At 61.6% G+C, this 19945-nt stretch carries 14 protein-coding genes; 10 read left to right on the top strand and 4 right to left on the bottom strand.

What is annotated here, in order from left to right; all coding sequences use genetic code 11:
* Positions 1 to 43: 43 nt before the first annotated feature.
* Entirely contained in the window at positions 44 to 889 is an 846-nt protein-coding gene (locus VMH22_11135) for a class I SAM-dependent methyltransferase (GenBank protein ID HTW92251.1), read from the bottom strand.
* A 548-nt stretch (positions 890 to 1437) separates the two neighbouring features.
* Positions 1438 to 1995, bottom strand: a complete 558-nt coding sequence (locus VMH22_11130; protein HTW92250.1) for a DUF4126 domain-containing protein — start codon at positions 1993 to 1995, stop codon at positions 1438 to 1440.
* Between the two features lie 85 nt (positions 1996 to 2080).
* On the opposite strand from VMH22_11130, the gene chrA reads away from it, so the two are divergent.
* The 3 genes from chrA (at position 2081) to VMH22_11115 (ending at position 8642) form a co-directional block, all read left to right on the top strand.
* Positions 2081 to 3349 carry a chromate efflux transporter gene (gene chrA, locus VMH22_11125; GenBank protein HTW92249.1) on the top strand — a complete coding sequence of 423 codons (1269 nt, stop codon included), beginning with the start codon at positions 2081 to 2083 and terminating at the stop codon, positions 3347 to 3349.
* Positions 3350 to 3550: 201 nt separating this feature from the next.
* Complete coding sequence (locus VMH22_11120) at positions 3551 to 7636, top strand: C25 family cysteine peptidase (GenBank protein ID HTW92248.1); 4086 nt, start codon at positions 3551 to 3553, stop codon at positions 7634 to 7636.
* 139 nt (positions 7637 to 7775) lie between these two features.
* Positions 7776 to 8642, top strand: coding sequence for a M23 family metallopeptidase (locus tag VMH22_11115; GenBank protein HTW92247.1), 867 nt, complete (start codon positions 7776 to 7778; stop codon positions 8640 to 8642).
* A 3-nt stretch (positions 8643 to 8645) separates the two neighbouring features.
* Here the strand turns inward: VMH22_11115 and VMH22_11110 are convergent, their stop codons facing one another.
* Positions 8646 to 9923 (bottom strand): lamin tail domain-containing protein, encoded by a 1278-nt coding sequence (locus VMH22_11110; protein ID HTW92246.1) that lies wholly within the window; start codon positions 9921 to 9923, stop codon positions 8646 to 8648.
* A gap of 150 nt (positions 9924 to 10073) precedes the next feature.
* Complete coding sequence (locus tag VMH22_11105) at positions 10074 to 10523, bottom strand: hypothetical protein (GenBank protein ID HTW92245.1); 450 nt, start codon at positions 10521 to 10523, stop codon at positions 10074 to 10076.
* Positions 10524 to 10809: 286 nt separating this feature from the next.
* Here VMH22_11105 and asnA point away from each other — a divergent pair, with 286 nt between their 5' ends.
* From asnA to VMH22_11070, 7 genes are all read left to right on the top strand, one after another.
* Entirely contained in the window at positions 10810 to 12054 is a 1245-nt protein-coding gene (gene asnA / locus VMH22_11100) for an aspartate--ammonia ligase (protein HTW92244.1), read from the top strand.
* 356 nt (positions 12055 to 12410) lie between these two features.
* Positions 12411 to 14768 (top strand): Ig-like domain-containing protein, encoded by a 2358-nt coding sequence (locus VMH22_11095; GenBank protein ID HTW92243.1) that lies wholly within the window; start codon positions 12411 to 12413, stop codon positions 14766 to 14768.
* A 786-nt stretch (positions 14769 to 15554) separates the two neighbouring features.
* Positions 15555 to 17522 carry a site-specific DNA-methyltransferase gene (locus VMH22_11090; GenBank protein ID HTW92242.1) on the top strand — a complete coding sequence of 656 codons (1968 nt, stop codon included), beginning with the start codon at positions 15555 to 15557 and terminating at the stop codon, positions 17520 to 17522.
* A complete protein-coding gene (locus tag VMH22_11085) occupies positions 17519 to 18109 on the top strand; it encodes a plasmid pRiA4b ORF-3 family protein (protein HTW92241.1) in 591 nt (196 codons plus the stop codon). Before VMH22_11090 ends, VMH22_11085 begins: the two co-directional genes overlap by 4 nt.
* Positions 18110 to 18128: 19 nt before the next feature.
* Positions 18129 to 18257, top strand: a complete 129-nt coding sequence (locus VMH22_11080; GenBank protein HTW92240.1) for a hypothetical protein — start codon at positions 18129 to 18131, stop codon at positions 18255 to 18257.
* A complete protein-coding gene (locus tag VMH22_11075) occupies positions 18254 to 19285 on the top strand; it encodes a site-specific DNA-methyltransferase (protein ID HTW92239.1) in 1032 nt (343 codons plus the stop codon). The genes VMH22_11080 and VMH22_11075 overlap by 4 nt, the downstream gene beginning before the upstream one ends.
* Entirely contained in the window at positions 19272 to 19937 is a 666-nt protein-coding gene (locus VMH22_11070) for a hypothetical protein (GenBank protein HTW92238.1), read from the top strand. Before VMH22_11075 ends, VMH22_11070 begins: the two co-directional genes overlap by 14 nt.
* Positions 19938 to 19945 lie beyond the last annotated feature (8 nt).

The following is a 19945-nucleotide window of genomic DNA, read 5'->3' as shown; positions in this document are numbered from 1 at the left end:
TCAGCTTCGTGTCTTTGTGCCTTTGTGGTTGAGTCGGGTCAGGTCAGAAGTTGCGGAAGAAGCGGTGGTCGGGCTCGAACGATTCGAGCTTCACGAAAGCAGCGATCTCCGGCCGGTTGGCCAGGGCAGACACGACAACTCCGAACGGCGCTCCGCGCAGCCAGTGCCACTTGGCAGTGACGACCCGGCGCAGCCATTTGAAGAAGCCGGTCTTCGTGCTTGAGCGTACCGGTAGTTCCTTGTACCGCCGATGTGTCGTGATGAACTTGATTACCTTCTGCTTAGACGGCCACGACTGGTCGTGGAGCAGCACGACGCCGCCGGGCCGAAGCATCTTGTCAATGTAGAAGAAGTCGAGCAGGGTGTAGTCGAACGTGTGCCAGCCGTCGATGAAGCCGAGGTCGAGCACAACACCCTTCTCAAGCAGCTTCGGCAACATCAAGTGCGAAGGCCCCTCCAGCAACTCGAAGACTGAGTCCAGCCCGGCCCGCTTCAGACTGGCAAGGGCAGCACCGCCATGAACCGTATTCTGCTCCGGGTCCACGCCGTAGTGCTTGGGGCGAAAACGGGGACTGTCCAGCGCGTCGTTCGTTCCTACGGTGGCGAAGCCACACGCTCCATGTGACTGTCCCCAGTTTTCGCCGCGGACTGTCCCCGATTCTGCGCAATCTGCGGCCGTCTTTCCTTCCGTCAGCGCTTCGCAGATGGCGAGAGTGGAAAGGCCGAACGCCACACCGGTCTCAAGCGTCGTCTTCGCCTTCACGAACTTGACCATCTCCTGCAGGATGAGCGCGTCCTCGCGCGGCACCGCGCCGGTCACCTTGCGCTCCTTGCCCATGAGGTCAACGCACTTGCCCGTGCGATAGATGTCTTCCAGAACGGGATTCACTTGCCCTGAGTATAGGCTGCCGCTTCTGCTTGTCCACATCTCGGCCCGCGGCCCGGAGTCGGCAGATGGCGCTGTCCCGCGCCGAGTCGTGCGTTGCTCTGTGGGACTGTCCCCGCCTTTCGCCAGACTCCGCAACTCGCCGCCGAAGTCACCCTGAGAGCCGCTCTGCGAACCGTCTTGCGAGTCGCTCCGCACACCACGCCGGCAGTGGCTATGAGAATCAGCCGGCAAGCGCCAGTCCGATTCAGTCCGGCAATCGCCTTGGCCGTGCCTTCGCAATTCGCCCGGAAAGTCGCACTCCGTCTCGCGTCCGAAACCACCCGCAGAATCGCCACGGAGGTCTATCTGCAAGTCCCCATCCGAACCACCCCCCGAACCGTTCCCGGAACGGTTCCCAGGGCGACTCCGGAGGCCTCATTTCCAGTCGTTCTCACGGCCTAACGCTATCTAAGTCAGCAACTTAGTCACGGAGAGGCGGAAAATGGGTAGCGTCCCCATTTGTGGTGCTGCGGGGCGCTGTTGATCCCGCATTCCAGAGAGGTTTAGGTTCAGGCCCGGGCGCGGTGGCGGAGAAGCCAGTGGGTCGCGATGAGGATGAGAATGATTGCCAGCAAGCCGGCGACGAACGGCAGGAGCAGGCTCAGAATCGACATCCCGACTGAGCCGCCGGTTTCGAGCGTGGCCGCGAGCGGGTGCGCCAGCCCGGCAGTCGCGTAGGTCGACGCCCGGCGCAGAGCGACCGTGGCAAGCTGGATCGCGGCGGCTACTCCGCCTCCGGCGATTGCCGCAAGGGACCAGCGTAACACCGGGCTCATCCCTGTTACGACCGAAGCCGTGACAACGATGCCGGCGACGATTGCGACAGGCGTCGCCGCGATATCGAGCAGGTGGTCGAGCCAGGGCACGTAATAGGCGACGATTTCGAGTAAGGTTGCGACCCCGAAGATGATGAGCGCGGGCCACGAGCCGAGCCAGGCAAAGTCGGGCGCGAGTCTAAGGTGCCCGGCCAAGGCAGCGATGCTGATTACGAGGAACGGCACGAAGACCCGAAACCCACAGGCTGCGGCAAGGCCGATGCCCAATAGAACGTAGAGCGCGTATTGCATATCCTGCGTGCCAGATTGCCACAGCTTTGCCGCGCTGTCAACCCGCGCGGCTTGAAGACTGCAGGCACAGGACTAGAATAGCCGCATGGCAGCGACCGACGGCGGTCTTGAGCTGAACCGCGTGAGCCTGCGCGAAATCGCGCGGGTGTTTGCGAAGGTTGGGACAGTCGGGTTCGGCGGCGGGGTCGGGATGCTTGCGCTGCTGCGGCAGGAAGTGGTAGAGAAGCGGCAGTGGGTTGACGACGCGGAACTGAGCGTCGCGGTGGCGATGGGACAGATGCTGCCCGGGCCGTTTGTCTCCAACTATGCCGAGTACATCGGCTACGAGTTGCGCGGGTTGAAAGGCATGGTTGTGGCGGTCATCGCGCTGCTGGCGCCATGTTTCGTCCTGATGTGCGGGCTTAGTTTCCTCTATTTCCGGTTCGGCAGCGTGCCGTTGGTGACGAAGCTGTTCGGCGGCGTTCAGCCGGTGGTCGTAGGAATCCTCGCATGGGCGACGTGGTCGATAGGTAAGGCTAACATCAAGACCTGGCAGGCGGTAGTAATCGGCGTCATCGCTGCGGCTGCGCTTTTCTCCAAGGCCGACGTGCTGCTGGTGGTGGTGGGGTGCGGAGTGCTGGGAGTACTGCTGAACAGGACGAAGGCAGAGGCTAGAAGCGAGAGGCTAGAAGCTAGAAGTGACGAGGGAGGGGAGGAGAAGGAAGAAGGCCAAGAACCAAAAGCCAAAAGGCAAAACGGGGGACAGCGAAAGGCGAAGGGCGGGAGGCGAATGGCGTTCGCGCCGTGGATCCCTGCAATCCTGTTTGCCACTGTGGCGGTTGCCGCGGGACCGACGGCGTGGCAGAAGGCGGTCGGGCTTAGCTATGTCTTTCTGAAGGTCGGCACTGTCATCTTTGGCGGCGGGTTTGCGGCTATTCCTTTCCTGCAGCATGAGGTTGTGGAGGTGCATCACTGGCTGTCGATGCGGGAGTTCATCGACGGCGTGGCGCTGGGACAGATTACACCCGGGCCGGTGGCGATTACGGCGGCGTTCATCGGGTACAAGGTGCTGGGTCTCTGGGGTGCGTTGATAGCGGCTCTCGGCACTTTCCTGCCGTCGTCTCTCATGCTCTGGGGCTTGATTCACGTCTACCGTCGCATATCATCTAATCCGCTCGTCCGCGGATTTCTCTCCGGCGTGATGCCGGCAGTGACCGGGATGTTGCTCTCGGCCACGGTGTTTGTGGGCCGGAGCGCGATTCACGGACCGGTTCATGCGGGCCTTGCGGTGGTTGCGCTTTGCCTGCTGCTCTTCGTCAAGGTTGAGCCGGTGTGGCTGGTGCTGGGCGGAGCGGTGGTCGGGATGGTTCTATAGGATCGGGCGAAGTTAGAAGTCAGAAGCTAGATGCTAGATTTCAGAAGTGCGGAGGCGGAGAGGACATAACCGCAGATTACGCAGATGGCGCAGATTCCTGGCCCGGAGCGGCATTCGTCCAGCATCGAGCATAATGCGTCTGGCGTAGTGCATGGGTTTGAGTTTGACTATGGGAGGAGCATGGCATAACATCTCTGTGGTATGACTAACACCGCCCGACGTGTCCGTTCAGTTCTCTTTGTATTCCTCACATCGATTCTGACAGCGGCAGCATTTTCGCCAGTCGCCAATCGCCAGTCGCCAACCGCCAATCCCAAAGCAATGTCGAGTGCGCCCGCCGTCCGGAAGGCGGGCGAGACGAGCAGCGGCTCGAGGTCGCTGAGCAGCGCACAGGCGCAGGCGGTGCAGGTTCTGAGTTCCAGCACACGCGGCGTGGAATTGGAATTTACTGCCGACAGCTTCGGCATGGCCAACACTGCGACGGGGGTGGCGGTTTCGGCTCCGGGCTTTGAGCGGTCAGCCAAGCCCGGCGAACCGGACCTGCCGAGCCGCACAGTCTTTGTCGGAATACCGCAGTCCGGGAACGTGAGGCTCAGCGTTGCGACGGAAGGTGACGAGACGTCGGCGCACGTGCAGGTCAGGCCGGCCGTCGGGTTTTCGGAGCGGAAGCAGGAGACCGGATACAACTTGCAGGCGCGCAACGGGCTGTGGCCCACGGCCACCGCCGAGATCCTGAGCATCGAAACGCTGCGCGGGGTACGGTTTGCCAGGATAAAGGTCAACCCGGCCCAGTATGATGCGGCCTCCGGCACGCTCCGGATGCACCACAGGGTACGTGTGGCTCTTTCGTTCGACAATGCCGCGGTTGCGGTTGACCGGCCGGACGCGCTGGACGGCGTCATCAGCCCCATGCTCGTGAACGGCGCTGACGCCATTCACTGGAAGCTGGACCTGCCGACGCAGGATTCCGTCAACTTCTTCACACGGTCGAACGTCTGGTGCCGGATTAAGACCGAAAGCACGGGCATATACCGCATCAACCCGGCTGACTTGCAGGCGGCCGGGTTCCACCCCGAGTCAATCGCGCCGGCGACGATGAAGCTCTACTCCATCGGCCCGTACACAATCAACGGCCCATACCCGGACACAATGGTCGAGGTCCCGGTATATGTGAAGGACAACGGCGACACGAAGTTCGACAAGGGCGAGTACCTGGCATTCTACGCCGAATCGCCTTCGTACTGGCAGGTCAATGATACGTCCTGGCGCACGAACGACACGCTCTGGCGCACAAACGTGTTCACGGACACCAACTGCTGGTGGCTGACGTGGGGCGGCGAGAACGGCCGCCGCATGGACAGCGTTTCGGGCGCGGGCGCAACCAGCCCTCAGACGGACGCGTACGAGCACGCCCGGCTCGAACTGGACAGCCTGTGCCCGGCCCGTTCCGGCCTGCTCTGGTTGTGGAAGGACATCGTCAAGACCGAGGGTCTGGATACGACCGTCCCAATCCAGCTTGCGATACCGCAACGTGACACCATTCGCTGGCTCAGGGGCCGATTCTACGGCAACAGCGCTTCTGCCGGCGCCCATGCCAATGCCCGGATCTATCTGAATGGCCTGCTGGTCGACTCGCTCAGAGTTGCCGAGGCGCCCAGCACGCCGCCGGCCGTCGACTTCTATATTGACAGCCTGCCGGCAGCGGCAGCCGCGCGCGCGGGACAGTCTGACACGCTGTCTATCGAGCTGTACGGCGATGACGCGGCCGAGGTCTACCTGGACTATCTCGAAGTCGGGTATTCCGAGAAGCTGGCAGTCACCTCGTCCAACCCGCAGCTTGAGTTCCTCGCGGCGGAGGGCAGCGGAGCCCAGTTCGGAATCGATGGCGCGTCCGGCGACGCCCTCATCCTGGACGTGACCAACCCGTTCAGTCCGAACCGTATCACTAATACTGATGTCGCCGGAAGCCGCCGCGGCCTGCGGCTCAGCGCCGGTGGCTTCAGGCGACTGTGGTGCGCGCTGCCTTCGGGCCTGTTCGCACCGCAGGTGGTGCGCCGGACTCCCGGCAACCTCCGGACCGCAGGCGATGCGGATTATTACATCGTCTGCCCCGACGAGTTCTACCAATCCGCGAAGCTGTTTGCCCGGTATCGCGAAGGGAACGTTGCTGGAATACCGAACGCGCGCGTGGGCATCGCGAAGCTGTCCGACGTGTATGACGAGTACGCGTTCGGCATCGCGGAGCCGGGCGCGATAAAGCACCTGCTGCAGGCGAAGCGTCCGGCCTATGTGTTACTTGCCGGCGATGGGACATACGACTACCGGAACAGGCTGTTGCTGCGCACCAGCCCGGTGTTACCTCCACGTGAAATCGGGTACGACATTGACCCGGAGGTGTACGGCGATGCTGCCTATGCGCTCGATGCGTGGTACGCCGACATTGACGGGAGTGGTTCTGCACCGGACCTGATACTCGGCCGGGTCACAGTCAGGAGCGCGGTCGAGTTCCGGCAGTTCCTCGACCGGATCAAACGCTACGAGACGCAGCCGCTCGGGTACTGGGCGAAGCGGTATCTGCTGCTGGGTGACGACGAGATCGAGGGCAGCTACGACCGGCCGGACCCGCTCCGTGATGATCACATCCCCAGCTGCGAAGCCGAGGCGCAACGCGCCGCCGGTCTGCTCGATCCGGTGAAGGTCTACCTGACCGAGTACCCGTTGACCAGCACCAATCTGAAGGCCGAGGCCAGCGCTGAGTTCATCCGGCAGCTCAACGCCGGCGCGCTGCTCTTCTGCTTCTTCGGTCACGGTGCCGGGTTCCAGCTCTGCCACGAGCAGGCGCTGCACATCACGAATACCGTGCCGCTGGTGAACAACGGCTCGCGCAGTCCGCTCGCATTCTACGGCTCATGCGGTGTCGGGCGGTTCGAGGACACGCGCTACGAGGCAATCGCCGAGGAACTGGTACGGAGAGACGGCGGGACGATTGCCGGTGTCGGCGCGACCAAGGCGACATCGTCCGGCACTAACGAAGAGCTGGCCAGACTGATGTTCCAGCGTGTCCGGAATTATCCGGATGACCCGATCGGACCGGCGTTCTTTCAGGCCTACACCCAGGAGAACACGCTGTATCACCTGTTTGGCGACCCGGCGACCGTGCTCAGGATGCCGCGCAGCGCCACTGGCCCCGATGTCCGGCCCGACACCTTCTATCCGGGCGGCAGGAACACTTTTCAGGCGGCCGACAGCGTCCACCGGAAGGGTTCGTACGAGGTCTCCGCGCACGAAGCGACGTGGCACCGCTATTATCACTCGACATTCACGGATGGCGAAACTTGGTCAGTGAACTATAACCTGCCTGGATACGAAATCCACCGCGCGGCGGGCACGTTCGACTCAAGCAAGATCGTCGGGTCTTTCATCGTGCCGAGGATTCCTTACCCGGAAACGACCTATGTCGCCAACGGGTGGTACGCTCGTCTGCCCAGCACGGGCCGCGTGAGCCTGCTGAGCTACGCCGGTACAATCGGCCTGTCCTTCGAGCACGACTCAATTCCGCTCGATACTGCGGTCACTACCACGGATAACCAGCCGCCGCAAGTGGGTCTCTACGCGGACAACATCAGGTTGGTGCCGGGCGACACTAACCGCGTTCCCAGCAGCTTCAACCTGATCGGGCGCCTCAGCGATGCCTCAGGCATCTTGATCGTGCCGGTCGTCCCGGGCACGGACCCCGCAGTCCAGGACGTCGCGTTGAGCATGAAGATGGAAGGTACGACCACACCGCTCTCCAGCTACTTCCGCTACGACGACAACTCGACCACCAGCGGCCGGTTCACCTACCCGCTCACGATGCAGAACGCGCTCGACTCGCTGATGGTGACTGCGTCGGACAACATGGTGGACCCGAACAACCCGGCACGGAACCGCACGCGCGTGACGGTGCTGCTCAACTCGGACTCCAGCAATACGCTAAAGCTGACCAACTGCCTGGTCTATCCCAGCCCGACCACCGGCGCCGCCAAGTTCACGTTCAACCTGAGCCGCGCCGCGTTGGTGTCGGTCAGGATATACACGATTGCCGGTCGGCTGGTTCGCGTCCTGCAGCCGATTCCCTGCGGGTTTGACTACAACCAGATTCAATGGGACGGACTGGACAAAGACGGTGTGCCGCTGGCTAACGGTGTATATCTCTACAAGCTGGATGCCGAGGCGACCGAGGTGTCAGCCTCCGGCTCCCAGTCTTCTTCGGCCTCTTTCCGGGACAAGTTTATCATACATCGGTAGCCGCGGCTTCGCCGCGAGTGACCAGTGACCAGTTTGCAGTTCCCAGTGTCGGCACTTCTGCATTCTGACTTCTGGTATCTGACATCTGACTTCGGCTGGCTTTCTTGACTCCGACCCTCATCCGGCTAGACTAGCCAGCGTGGAACGTCTCCAGGTTCTGGTTGCCCTGAAGCGTCGCAACAGGTTTCTGAACCTGTCCGTTCCCGCTCACGCCATCTACCTCGGTATCGCCGGGGTGGTGGCGCTCCTCGTTTGTGGGTCGCTCCTCGGGTCGTTCGCCGTGTCGAGCCTGACCGACAGCGGCCGAGCCGGACGTCTCGCCCGCGAGAACACCAGCCTCAAGGCACAGGTTGCCGCCTATGCCGCAGCGATGGACACGTTCCGCCAGTTCGTCGTCAAAACCGAGCAGATGGACAACGTGTTGAGGGCGTCGGTGAATCTGCCGCTGATCCCCGGCGACATCCGATTGATGGGCATCGGCGGAAGCGTGCCAACCACCCCGGCGCCGCAGGTTGACGCAATGCTGCGGCGGGTGCGGTTCGAGCAGCAGTCGCTGGCCGACATCGAGGGCGCGGTGAAGCAACAGGAAGCGCGCCTCCAGAACGTGCCTTCCATCTGGCCGGTGCAGGGCTGGGTTGCGTCAGGGTATGGTTACCGGCCCGACCCGTTCACCGGCGCGCGGACCCTGCATCCCGGCTTGGACATCGTCGCGCCGCCCGGGACGCCGGTCGAAGCGACCGCAGCCGGACGTGTCACCTTCGCCGGCTGGAAGAGCGACTGGGGTCGGTGCGTCGAGATCGACCACGGCGGCGGCATCAGGACGTTCTACGCGCACTGCCGGACGCTCAAGGTGAGCGACGGTCAGAAGGTGTCGAGAGGCGATGTCATCGCCACCGTGGGCAATTCCGGGCGTTCGACCGGAACCCACCTTCACTACGGTGTTCTCGCCGGCGGCAACTGGGTGAATCCGGAAAACTACGTCCTCACCCAACTCAGCGCGAACTAGCCCTTACTTCCGCAACAACACAACCGGCAGCTTCTCGGTACGGCTCGTCCCGCTGCTGCTGTACTCGACCCAGACCGCATAGATGCCGATTGGTGCCCGCGCACCGGATGAGCTGAGCCCGTTCCAGTAGACCACGCCGTTCTGGTTGGGCGGACGGCCGCTGAAGAGCGTTGTGACCTGCCTGCCGCCGAGGTCGAAGACCGTCACCTTGAGCGTTCCGTTCGCAGCGGGTACGCGGTAGATAACGGCGAGGGTGTCTTCGAAGCCGTCGCCGTTCGGGCTGAAACTCGACCGGTTGAGGTCGAACAGCCGCTGGGCTCCGCCGGGCATGATGGTCAGCCTCGCGAAGTTGTTGGTCGAGTCGCCGTCAGTGTTCGGCAGTCGAGCGCAGAGGTCGGACGTCAAAGAAGGACAGACCAGGCGGACCTGCAGCGAAGTGTCACGCCCTCGCGACAAAGGGTGACCGGCCACTCTTGTCTCAAATTGGCCGACATCGGGTCTTGCGTCGCCATTGCGGTCGAGGAACACCGAGATACTCCACGTGTCGGCTTGCTTGAAGCCGGCATTTGTCACCTTGATGTCGGCGACGAGGGTGTCGCCCGGCTTTCGTGTCGACGTGTCCGCGAGCGTGATGCCCGTGACGGCCAGATCGAGGAATGTCGTGGTGCTATTAGCGGCTCCGGGAGTGCAGCCGGCCGTGTCGCGGCAAGGAACCCAGTTGCTGACCGTATCCGGGCCGGCCAAATCGATCCTCTCCCACGAGATTCCATCGCCGGCGTCGTGCGGGAAAGAGTCGTTCGGGTCCCACGGCGTGCCGAAGGTGCTCGTGTCAGCGAATCCGTACGCGGCCGATGCCGCAAGCGTTACCGGGTCGTTACTCTGGAGTTCGTCTCCAATCGTGGTATTACCCACCGTGAGAATCAGGGCATTCGCTCCGAAATGGTACGGCTGGACATAGCCACCAAGCGGCATCGTGTCGGTGTATTCCGGGTCGAGAATCACGGCGTAGCAATGCGGGTCCAGCAATGTCGTGCCCAGACGCAGCGACCCGGGGTTCAGGATTGAGGAGTCGGTCCAGGCGCGGATCTTGTCTACGGCGTCGCCGTCATCTATTGTCCAGTCGAGCAGGTCAATCGCGGTGTCGCCCGCGTTGTAGAGCTCGACGAACTCATTTCGGTCTTCGGGGTAGTGAGAACCGGTGATGCCCCTGGGGTCGGCCATGACCTCGGTGATGGCAATGCGGCCGCCGGCCACGAGCGCCAGAAGCAGGGCTATTCCCACTCGGGAGGATAGATACGGTAGACCCTGTTGTCAACAGCCGCGCCGACAACGTGAAGGCCCTCAACAACGCCCGGGCTCCAACCTGCCGCCGGTTCGACCCCTCCGGCTCTCGCGGCAGCCCGCCTGCCGCTGGGCCGGAGCTTCAGCAGACTAGGGCTTGGCGGTCGGCGAAGATGGCGGTGCGTTACGCTTCAGGAAATCCAGCAGCGCACGGCGCCCGGCAGGAGTGGTCACGTCCCGGTAGAAGTTGTTTCCCAGGGTCTTGCCGGCGCCGGTCGGCACGACGTAGTTGTTGATGATGGTCACCAGGTCCCACTGGCCCGGTTTCCCTGCATAATCCGGGTAGCGCTGCTGCTTAAGCTGGTCGGCGGACATAGTCTGAGCGTCGTTGAAAGCGCCGGTTATGTAGACGCACTGGCTGTCGTTCGCGCACTTCATCGTGGCTCCGTCGAAGTAGGCAACCACCGCGTTTGTCTTCGACTGGCACCCACTCATCGCTACCGCGACCAGCAAGACGACGGCCCCAATCGCCGCGAATCTCCCAGCCGCTCGTTCAAGACGATTCATCTTGCCCGCCGTTTGTATGTTGAGTTCTAACACGACGCCTCCTTTGCCAACTTAACTTGCCTTTCGACATATGCAACCTTGCTCTTTCTCTTACGCCGTTCGTTCAACCCTACCACCACTTTAGACGCTACCGGCGGCGCGGCGGTTCCTGGTCCATCTGCCTCCCGGCACGCCTTGACACGGTCGCGCCCTTTGGTATTATTGACTCCGCTGGGAGCCGCCAACCCCAACAGCAGAAACCCGTTCGGCTTGAAGCCTGCCAACACGTCATCCGGGCGACTGCAGGTCACAAGTAGAGATTTATCAAGGAGATAGCAGTATGGCAACAAAGAAGCCGGCCAAGAAGGCCGCAAAGAAGCCGGTGAAAAGACCGGTGAAGAAACTGGTCAAGAAGGCGCCCAAGAAGGGCTCCAACTTCATGCCCACGCCGGGCAAAGTCGGCAAGGCCGCCGACCTCGCGGGCCCGGGAATCAGCACCTACGAGGCTGTTGACAAGGTGCTGCCGGTTAACTACCGGCCGATTCTCGACAACAAAGAAACCCAGCGCGCGCTCTACGCCGTGAAGCGCTACATCGAGGACGGCCTCGCCGAGGCCCTGAACCTGCAGCTCGTGCAGGTGCCGCTCATCGTCGAGAAAGAAAGCGGCATGAACGACAACCTCGACCGCGACGGCTCGCGCACGCCGGTCGACTTCCCCTGCGGGCTCGGCATCAGCCCGAGGATGAACGCACAGGTCGTGCAGGCGGCGACGAAGTGGAAGAGGTTCGCCCTGAAGCAGTACGGCTGCAACGTCGGCGAAGGTATCAACACCGACATGCGCGCGGTCCGCAAGGACTACTTCCTCGACCACGACCACAGTTCCTACGTCGACCAGTGGGACTGGGAGCGCGTCATCACCGCCGAAGACCGGAACCTCGAATTCCTCAAGATGATCGTCCGGAAGATCTGGAAGGTCATCACCGGGGCCGAGGACTTTGTGCAGCAGATGTACCCGCAGCTCAAGGACCCGCGGTTCCCGAACCTGCCCAAAGACCTGCCCTTCATCCACGCCGAGGAAATCCTCGAGCGTTACCCGGACCTGCCGCGCAAACAGCGCGAGACCCGCATCCTGAAGGACTACTCGCCGGCCGTGTTCATCATCGGCATCGGCTGGGTCCTCAAGGACGGCTACCCGCACGAAATGCGCGCCGCGGACTACGACGACTGGGTCACGCCCACCTCGCAGTGGACCGGCAAGGACACGCACGGTCTGAACGGCGACATCCTGGTCTGGAACCACCTGACCCAGCGCCGGCACGAGCTTTCCTCGATGGGCATCCGTGTGACCAAGGAGACCCTGAAGGAACAGCTCAAGCTGTCGGGCCAGCTCGACCGGCTCACTCTGCCCTACCACAGCATGATAATGAAGGACCAGATTCCGCTGTCCGTCGGCGGCGGCATCGGCCAGGGGCGCGTGCAGCAGCTGCTGCTGCGCAAGGCGCACATCGGAGAAGTGACGGTCACGGTGTGGCCGAAGCAGCTCCACGACGTCTGCGAGAAGCACAACATCTTCGTGCTGAAGTAGAGACAGCATTCTCCACTCACAAGGGGCGGCTTCGGCCGCCCCTTCTCCTTCCACCTCGTCCATTCGGCTTCGGACACTTCTGACTTCACCTGCCCCGCAGGCGGCGATGCCGCCCCTCGCTTCGCCTCGGCGTGGACGGACCCGCCGGTGTCTACGGCGCATCTCACTCGGCTGAACATAAAGCTGGACATCTCTCGTGGCTTCCATCAGAATAACCTCGTCTGGCTGTCCTGTTCAGCAGTCAGCCGGATCAGCGGGTCCTCATATAGGAATTCTACGCGGCGCCGTTGTTCGCCCCACGAAGCCGGGCTCAAAGGTCGCCGTCCGTCGACAAGAAGCACAGGAGAAGAAACAGGATGAAAAGAGTACAAGCCCTGGCGCTGGCCGCAGTCGCCGTGCTGCTGATAGTTGTTGCCTGCAAGCTGCCGGATACGGCGCCGCCGACGGTGAGCATTACGTATCCGGCCCACGGGGCGCCGCTCGCCAAGGACACGATTCGAATCAAGGCCTACGCAACCGACAATGTCGGGGTCACGAGGGTCGAGTTCAGCGTCGATGGTTCGCTCCTGGACACGCGAACCAGCGGCAGTGACGACACGTTCAGCTACCTCTGGGACGCGACCTCGGCCGCAGCCGGTGGGCATGGCCTGGTCGCCACCGCCTATGACGCCGCGAACAACCACAGTCGGGATTCGGTCTATGTCACCATCCAGTCGTCCGATACGGTTCTACCGACTGTCACTATCACCTATCCCGCCAACGGCGAAACGCTGTCGAAGGGAGCGATAGCCGTCAAGGCGCACGCGACCGACAACGTCGGCATCACCAAGGTCGTATTCAAGGTGGACACCACGACTATCGCCACGGTGACATCGGGTGCGAACGACACTTTCACGACGAGCTGGGATGCTGGGAGCGCCGCGTCCGGGGGCCATGCGATTACGGCGAAGGCCTATGACGCCGCCAACAACACAAAGCAGGATTCTATCTACGTTACTCTGACCGGGGGCGGTGGCGCGGGGACCCACCACGCCGGCGAGATCAGCGCCAGTGAGACCTGGTACCGCGCCGGCAACCCGCACTTCATCGACGACGACGTCTACGTGGACAACAACGCCACCCTGACCATCCAACCCGGCTGCACCGTCAAATTCACATCCGGCACCCAGCTCTATTGCGGCGACGCCAGCGCGGGCGCGATTGTCGCGGTCGGCAAGACGGACTCGACCATCCTGTTCACGTCCAACGCCACGTCGCCTGCGCCCGGCGACTGGAGCCGGATCAGCTTCTACGACAACACCATGCCGGCCACGCGATTCCTCTACTGCACGATTGAATACGGCGGCCCTCCCGGTTCCGGCCGCGGCGAGCTGTACGTGTCGGGTTGCCGGGCAGCCCGGGTCGACGGCTGCAAGATCTGGAAGAGCGGGGACGATGGAATCGTCTGCGCTACGAGCGGTTCCAGCTTCACGTCGTGGACCAGTGACACGATCACAGCCTGCGCCCTGTATCCGATTGACGTCTGGCCCAATGACGTCAAAGACATCGGCGCCGGCAACGTTCTGACTGGCAACACGAGTAACGCCATCTATGTCGAGGGCGGGATCCGCACAAACGCCATCGTGAGCAACGGGACCTGGAGGAACTTAGGCGTACCCTACATTCTGTCGGGTGACGTTGAGGTCGCTGCCCCGACGGGTCCGGTGCTGACCATCGAAGCCGGCGATACCATCAAGCTGGCCAGCGGGGTCGAGCTCTATTGCGGAAACACGAACCCCGGCGCCATCGCCGCCGTGGGCACGGTAACATCGCCGATTATCTTCACCAGCGCGGTGCCCTCGTCTCAGTTCGGCGACTGGAGGGACATCGGGCTGTACTCCGGCACTACCAATGCGACTCGGTTCGTATACTGCAATTTCACCTACGGCGGCGAAGCCGGTTCGGGCCATGGCGAAATCTACATAGAAGGCAACACCAACGCTACGATGGACCACTGCGACATTCGCTACAGCGCCGACTACGGAATAGCCTGCGGCACGAACGGCTCCTGCTTCAAAACACTTACCAATACGTACATCGGATACAACCTATCGTATCCGATTGACATCTGGCCCAACGACATCCGGCATCTGGATACGACCGACGTAGTACAATTCAACAATGGGCACAATGGCGTCTGGGTGGAAGAGGGAAACGGTTCAAACGCCATCACAACCAGCGAGACTTGGCCCCTGGTCCGGACGATGGATGGCTACGAGCTGTCGGGCGACATCGAGGTCGCCGGTCCGACGGGGCCGACCCTGACCCTCAAACCAGGCACGACGGTCATGATGGCGAACGATGTCGAGCTTTACTGCGGCTACACCGATGCGGGCGCCATCAACGCCGTCGGGACCCCAACCGCGCCGATCAAGTTCACCAGCATCTTGGCATCGCCATCTCCGGGCAGTTGGAAGGACGTCGGGTTCTACGACGGGTCCACGAACCGGTGCAGCCTGGCGTATTGCACCATCAAGTACGGCGGCAGTGAATCCTCCTTCGATGGCGACGTCCACATTGAAAACACGATCCTGCCGGTAGTCCAGCATGACTCCATCGAGAACAGCGCGGGCTTCGGTATCTACCTCGACGGTCTGTCGTATCCGGACACGTCCCTGCTCAGATCCACCAACACTTTCATCAACGACCCGAGCGGCGATATCCACATTCCATAAGCACGATTCGACTCTCTTTGCGGGGCGGCGCAAGCCGCCCCTTGCGTTTACGTCGCGGACGCGAAGACCCAATGTGCGGTTTCCCGGAAAGCTACCGGGCGGGCAACTCCGCAGGTAATCCGGAAAGCAACGGCCGGGGCTACCTCGGGAGCAACGAGGACAGCAACCCGCGGAGCTACTCGGACCGCAACCTTCCGACCAACCCGGAGAGCAACGGACGGACTAACCCGGAAAGCAACTCGGACAGCAACCGGCGAAGCAACCCGGCAAATTGCGGACAGGGTTCATTGGGGAATTGCGGTGGAGATAGCCCTCCGAACGATGTGCGGAGCAACCCTGTCCGCAATCTCCTCAACGACGTGGGGGGCTATCCCCTAGGCGGGGGTGCATGTTGGCCAGCGACAAGCCGAAAGCACCAAGCCACAAGCAGATAGACCTGAAGACCCGCTCCCGACGAATGATACAAATCCGACTCATCGCCGGTCCGCAGCCGTGGCAAATCTCCAATCGACAATCCAAAATCCAAAATGGCCATCGTGCCCGCTATCAGCCGCGTCCAATCCGCAATCGACAATCTAAAATCTAAGATGACCATTGTGTCCGCCCTCAGCCCTGCCCAATCTGCAATCGACAATCTTCAATCTAGACTCGCCGGTGCGCCCGTCCGCAGCCACGCACGATCTTCATTCGACGACCTGCATTGCACAATGATGCGCCGGTGGACCGGCCCCGCAGTGGCTGCGCTCACTTGACTATGCGCGGCACGCGCCTAACATTCTCGCACCCATGGGCAAGCTGAATGGCGCGAATGGAAAGCAGAGCAGGCCGACGCGCGAGAAGGTTGCGCGTGAGTCTTCTGCAATTGTCCCGGAGCAGGTTGAGAAGCTGAAGGAGCTGTTTCCGGAGGCGGTCAGCGAGGGCAATGTTGACTTCGACAAGCTCAGGCAGACGCTGGGCGATGAGGTTGACGCCGGGCCGGAACGTTACTCGTTCACGTGGGCCGGGAAGCGCGACTCCATCAAGCTACTTCAGGTCCCCAGCCGCGCCACGCTTGTGCCTAGCCCTGACGAATCCATCGACTGGGACACGACCAACAACGTCTTCATCGAGGGTGAGAACCTCGAAGTCCTGAAGCTACTCTACAAGGCCTACTACGGCCGGGTGAAGATGATATACATCGACCCGCCGTACAACACCGGCAAGGACTTCATCTACCCGGACAACTTCGCCGACCCGCTCGACACCTACCTGCGTCTGACCGGCCAGAAGGACTCGGAAGGCAACGTCCTCACCAGCAACCCGGAAACCAGCGGCCGCTATCACTCGTCGTGGCTCTCGATGATGTACCCGCGCCTGTTCGTGGCCCGTCAACTCCTCCGCGACGACGGCGTCATCTTCGTCAGCATAGACGACAACGAAGTCTACAACCTCCGCGCGGCCATGAACGAGGTCTTCGGAGAAGAGAACTTCATCGCCACGGTCATATGGCAGAAGGTCTACGCACCCAAGAATACCGCGCGTCATTTCTCTGAGGATCACGACTACGTTGTTGTCTACGCCCGGGACGGAGCGTACTGGCGTCCTGGCCTTCTGCCTCGAACAGCGGCGGCGGACGCCAGGTACATCAACCCAGACAACGACCCGAGGGGTTTGTGGAAACCCAGCGACCTCACCGCCCGTAACTACTACAGCAAGGGCAAGTACGAGGTGAAAGGCCCCACCGGCAAGAAGTTCACGTCGGGCATGGGGACCTACTGGCGGCAGACCTACGAGAAGTTCCTGGAACTCGACAGAGACAAGCGCATCTGGTGGGGTTCAGGCGGAACTAACATGCCTGCGCTGAAGCGCTTCTTGACTGAGGTACAGGCCGGTATCGTGCCACAAACCCTCTGGACCTACGACGAGGTCGGGCACACGCAAGAGGCAAAGAAGGAGCTTCTGGAGTTCGTGAAGTTCGAGGATACGGACAATGTGCTTGACACGGTGAAGCCGACGCGGCTGTTGCAGCGGATGCTGAAGCTGACGACAAGCCCGACTGAGTTCGACATTGTCGTAGACTTCTTCTCAGGCAGCGGACCACTTGCGCACGCGGTGATGAAGCAGAATGCCGAGGACGGAGGGAACCGTCGCTACGTATGCGCGCAGTTACCCGAGCCGTTGCCAACGCCGGAGAAGCGGCTCAAGACCATCGCCGACATCGGCAAGGAGCGGATTCGGAGGGTAATTGCGAAGATGAAGAATGAGCAGGCCGTGAAGCTCGCTAGCGATGGGCCGCAGGACTTGGGGTTCCGGGTCTACAAGTTGGCCGAGAGCAACATGAAGCCGTGGAAGGGCACGGATGAGAAAGACCCGGAGAAGTACGCCAAGACGATGGAGATGTTCCTTGACCCGCTGGTTGAGAGATGGAGACCGGAGAACGTGATAGCGGAAGTCGCGCTGAAGGAAGCCGGGTTCGGCCTGAACTGCCGGGTCGAGGCAGCAAAACCACAGATGAACACGGATGAACACAGATCGGTTGAGGCGCGGAAGGACAATCGGAACGCCGGCAAGAAGGACAAGGAGCCGGACGTCTTCAAGGTGACGGACGAGGACAAGGAACAGTTCTTCTACATCTGCCTCGACGACAAGGTCAGGTTGGAGGACGTGAAGTTCCTGAACCTGACCCGCGACATGCTCTTCGTCTGCCGCGACGTGGCCCTGGACGACGAAACTGCAGCCAACCTGGCCCTGCAGTGCAGGTTGAGGACGATATGAAGACAACAAGACAACTATCGAAGAAGACCGATTCTTCTGCAAGACCGCTGTTGTACCGACTGAAGGTCACGCTGCTGGACTCGAAGCCACCGATATGGCGGCGGCTGCTGGTCCGGGGCGACACAACGCTCGGGCGTCTGCATAGGATTGTCCAAGAGGCGATGGGTTGGTATGACGGTCATCTGCACACTTTCACCGTCCGTGGGAATACCTACTCGATGCCTGACCCGGAGTGGATGGAGCCGATGCGAGACGAGCGGAAGGCGACACTGGTGGGCCTCAGACTCACGCCGCGGAGCCGATTCCGGTATGAGTACGACATGGGCGATGGTTGGGAGCACGAGATTCTCGTTGAGGCAGTGACCGAGGCCGAGTCATCACGGCCTCGCCGTGCGGTCTGCCTTGACGGGAAGCGGGCATGTCCGCCCGAGGACGTCGGCGGGACCGGCGGGTACGAGTACTTCCTTGAGGCAATCCGCGACCCGAAGCACAAGGAGCACAAGGATATGCTGGAGTGGATTGGCCGCGAGTTCGACCCCGAGGCGTTCAGTGTCGCAGAGACGGATGAAGCATTGAAGGGCCTGTAGCCGGGCGGCGAAGCTGGCGGTGAAGCTGTACACAGAGTTGGTCGGCGCTCAGATGCTCTTCCGCTTCGACGCGAATCATGAATACCAGCTACAGGCGATGTCTGCTGCGGCTGGCCTGGTTCTGCGGTGCACGTTGAGGACGACATGAAGCTGCCGACGAGTGACCATCGCGCACCGCGGAATCGTACTCTGACCCTGACCGAACAGGAGCGGCTTGGACTCCTTCCAAGGCTTGTCAGGCTGAGTGGCCCGGTGGAGTTCGACGGGATTCAGAACCGGACAATCAATCAGGACCTGACTGACGTCTTAGCCTGGCTGCCGGCTCATTTCGTAGACCTTCTGTTCCTCGACCCGCCGTACAACCTGACCAAGTCGTACAACGGGAACACGTTCTCAAGACAGGCGGCCAACGAGTATCGGGCATGGTTTGAGTCCTGGTTCGTGCCGCTGCTGAGGACGCTGAAGAGCAGTGCCTCGGTCTATGTCTGCGCCGATTGGCGCTCATCCGGCATCGTTCAGTCCGTCTTGGAGACGCATCTCAAGGTACACAGCCGCATAACCTGGGAACGTGAGAAGGGCAGGGGGGCTCGAACGAACTGGAAGAACTGCGTTGAGGACATCTGGTTCGGGACAGTCTCGGACGATTACTACTTCAATGTGGACGCAGTCAAGCTGCGGCGTCGCGTGATTGCACCGTACAGGGATTCGGAAGGACGTCCCAGAGACTGGACTGCAGACCCGACCGGTGGTACGCGCGATACGCATCCGTCGAATATCTGGACGGACATGACAGTCCCGTTCTGGTCCATGCCCGAGAACACGGACCATCCCACACAGAAGCCGGAGAAGCTCCTGGCGAAGATAGTACTTGCCAGCAGTCCTCCCGATGGAGTCGTCCTCGATCCATTCCTCGGTTCCGGTACCACGTCGGTGGTGGCGAAGAAGCTCGGCCGGCGCTATGTCGGCATTGAACAGGACGCCGACTACTGCTGCCTGGCTGAGAAGCGGCTGGCACTCGCCGAACGTGACCACACCATCCAGGGTTATGCGGGAGGCGTGTTCTGGGAACGGAACTCGGCTCCGGCCGCGCGTAGAACTACGCTGTACAGGCAGCCAGCCGACATGCCTCTTATGTTCGATGCCAGAGCGAAGGAGCCCCATGATGGAAAGAAGTAAGGTGTTCGCCCCGCAGGAGCACCGTCGGATCGAGAGAGCCGTCGTCAAGTTGCTTAACTCGCAGCCCGATTTCCTGTCGCCACGGACCGCAGAAAGCACGCGGGCGGTAGGTGACGCCATCCAGAACATCTTGTCTGAGCAGTTCCAGACGCTGCTGGGCAAGCACTGCGCGGAGTACTCGGCTCAGTTCGCCCGTCGAGCCATGGCCGACCTGGCATTCAAGGACTGCGACGGCTTCTACCATGTCGTTGACGTTAAGACCCATCGGCTCGGGACGCAGTTCAACATGCCCAACCTTACGTCGGTCGAGCGTTTGGCTCGGTTCTACGAGGACGACCACAACTACTTCGTCTTGTTGCTGGTTAAGTACGCCGTGACCGACGTGCGTTTCCGTGCGGAGGAAGTGCACTTCGTCCCCATCGAGTTTCTGTCCTGGGACTGCCTGACCCTCGGCGCGTTAGGCTGGGGTCAGGTCCAAATCGCCAACGCCAACGTGATCAAGGTCAACGAGGGTTACTCGCGGAGGAAGTGGATGCTCCAACTCTGTGACGCTTTGCTGGAGTTCTATCCTCGTGAGATTGGCAAGGTGAAGGAACGAATCGAGCACTTCAAGCGCGTTCGCAGCGCGTGGGAAAACAAGCCCGAAGACTAGGTCGCCTC

The organism is bacterium, assembly GCA_035505375.1.
Classification (GTDB): domain Bacteria; phylum Hydrothermota; class Tepidihabitantia; order Tepidihabitantales; family Tepidihabitantaceae; genus UBA2258.
The sequence above is the reverse complement of the archived record's forward strand: the minus strand, read 5'-3'. Positions and strand labels throughout refer to the sequence as shown.

Excerpts from the sequence above, each read along its gene's own strand:
- VMH22_11095 (HTW92243.1), top strand. The coding sequence starts at position 12,411 with ATGAAAAGAGTACAAGCCCTGGCGCTGGCCGCAGTCGCCGTGCTGCTG.
- asnA (HTW92244.1), top strand. The coding sequence starts at position 10,810 with ATGGCAACAAAGAAGCCGGCCAAGAAGGCCGCAAAGAAGCCGGTGAAA.
- VMH22_11085 (HTW92241.1), top strand. The coding sequence starts at position 17,519 with ATGAAGACAACAAGACAACTATCGAAGAAGACCGATTCTTCTGCAAGA.
- VMH22_11120 (HTW92248.1), top strand. The coding sequence starts at position 3,551 with ATGACTAACACCGCCCGACGTGTCCGTTCAGTTCTCTTTGTATTCCTC.
- VMH22_11090 (HTW92242.1), top strand. The coding sequence starts at position 15,555 with ATGGGCAAGCTGAATGGCGCGAATGGAAAGCAGAGCAGGCCGACGCGC.
- chrA (HTW92249.1), top strand. The coding sequence starts at position 2,081 with ATGGCAGCGACCGACGGCGGTCTTGAGCTGAACCGCGTGAGCCTGCGC.
- VMH22_11070 (HTW92238.1), top strand. The coding sequence starts at position 19,272 with ATGGAAAGAAGTAAGGTGTTCGCCCCGCAGGAGCACCGTCGGATCGAG.
- VMH22_11130 (HTW92250.1), bottom strand. The coding sequence starts at position 1,995 with ATGCAATACGCGCTCTACGTTCTATTGGGCATCGGCCTTGCCGCAGCC.
- VMH22_11075 (HTW92239.1), top strand. The coding sequence starts at position 18,254 with ATGAAGCTGCCGACGAGTGACCATCGCGCACCGCGGAATCGTACTCTG.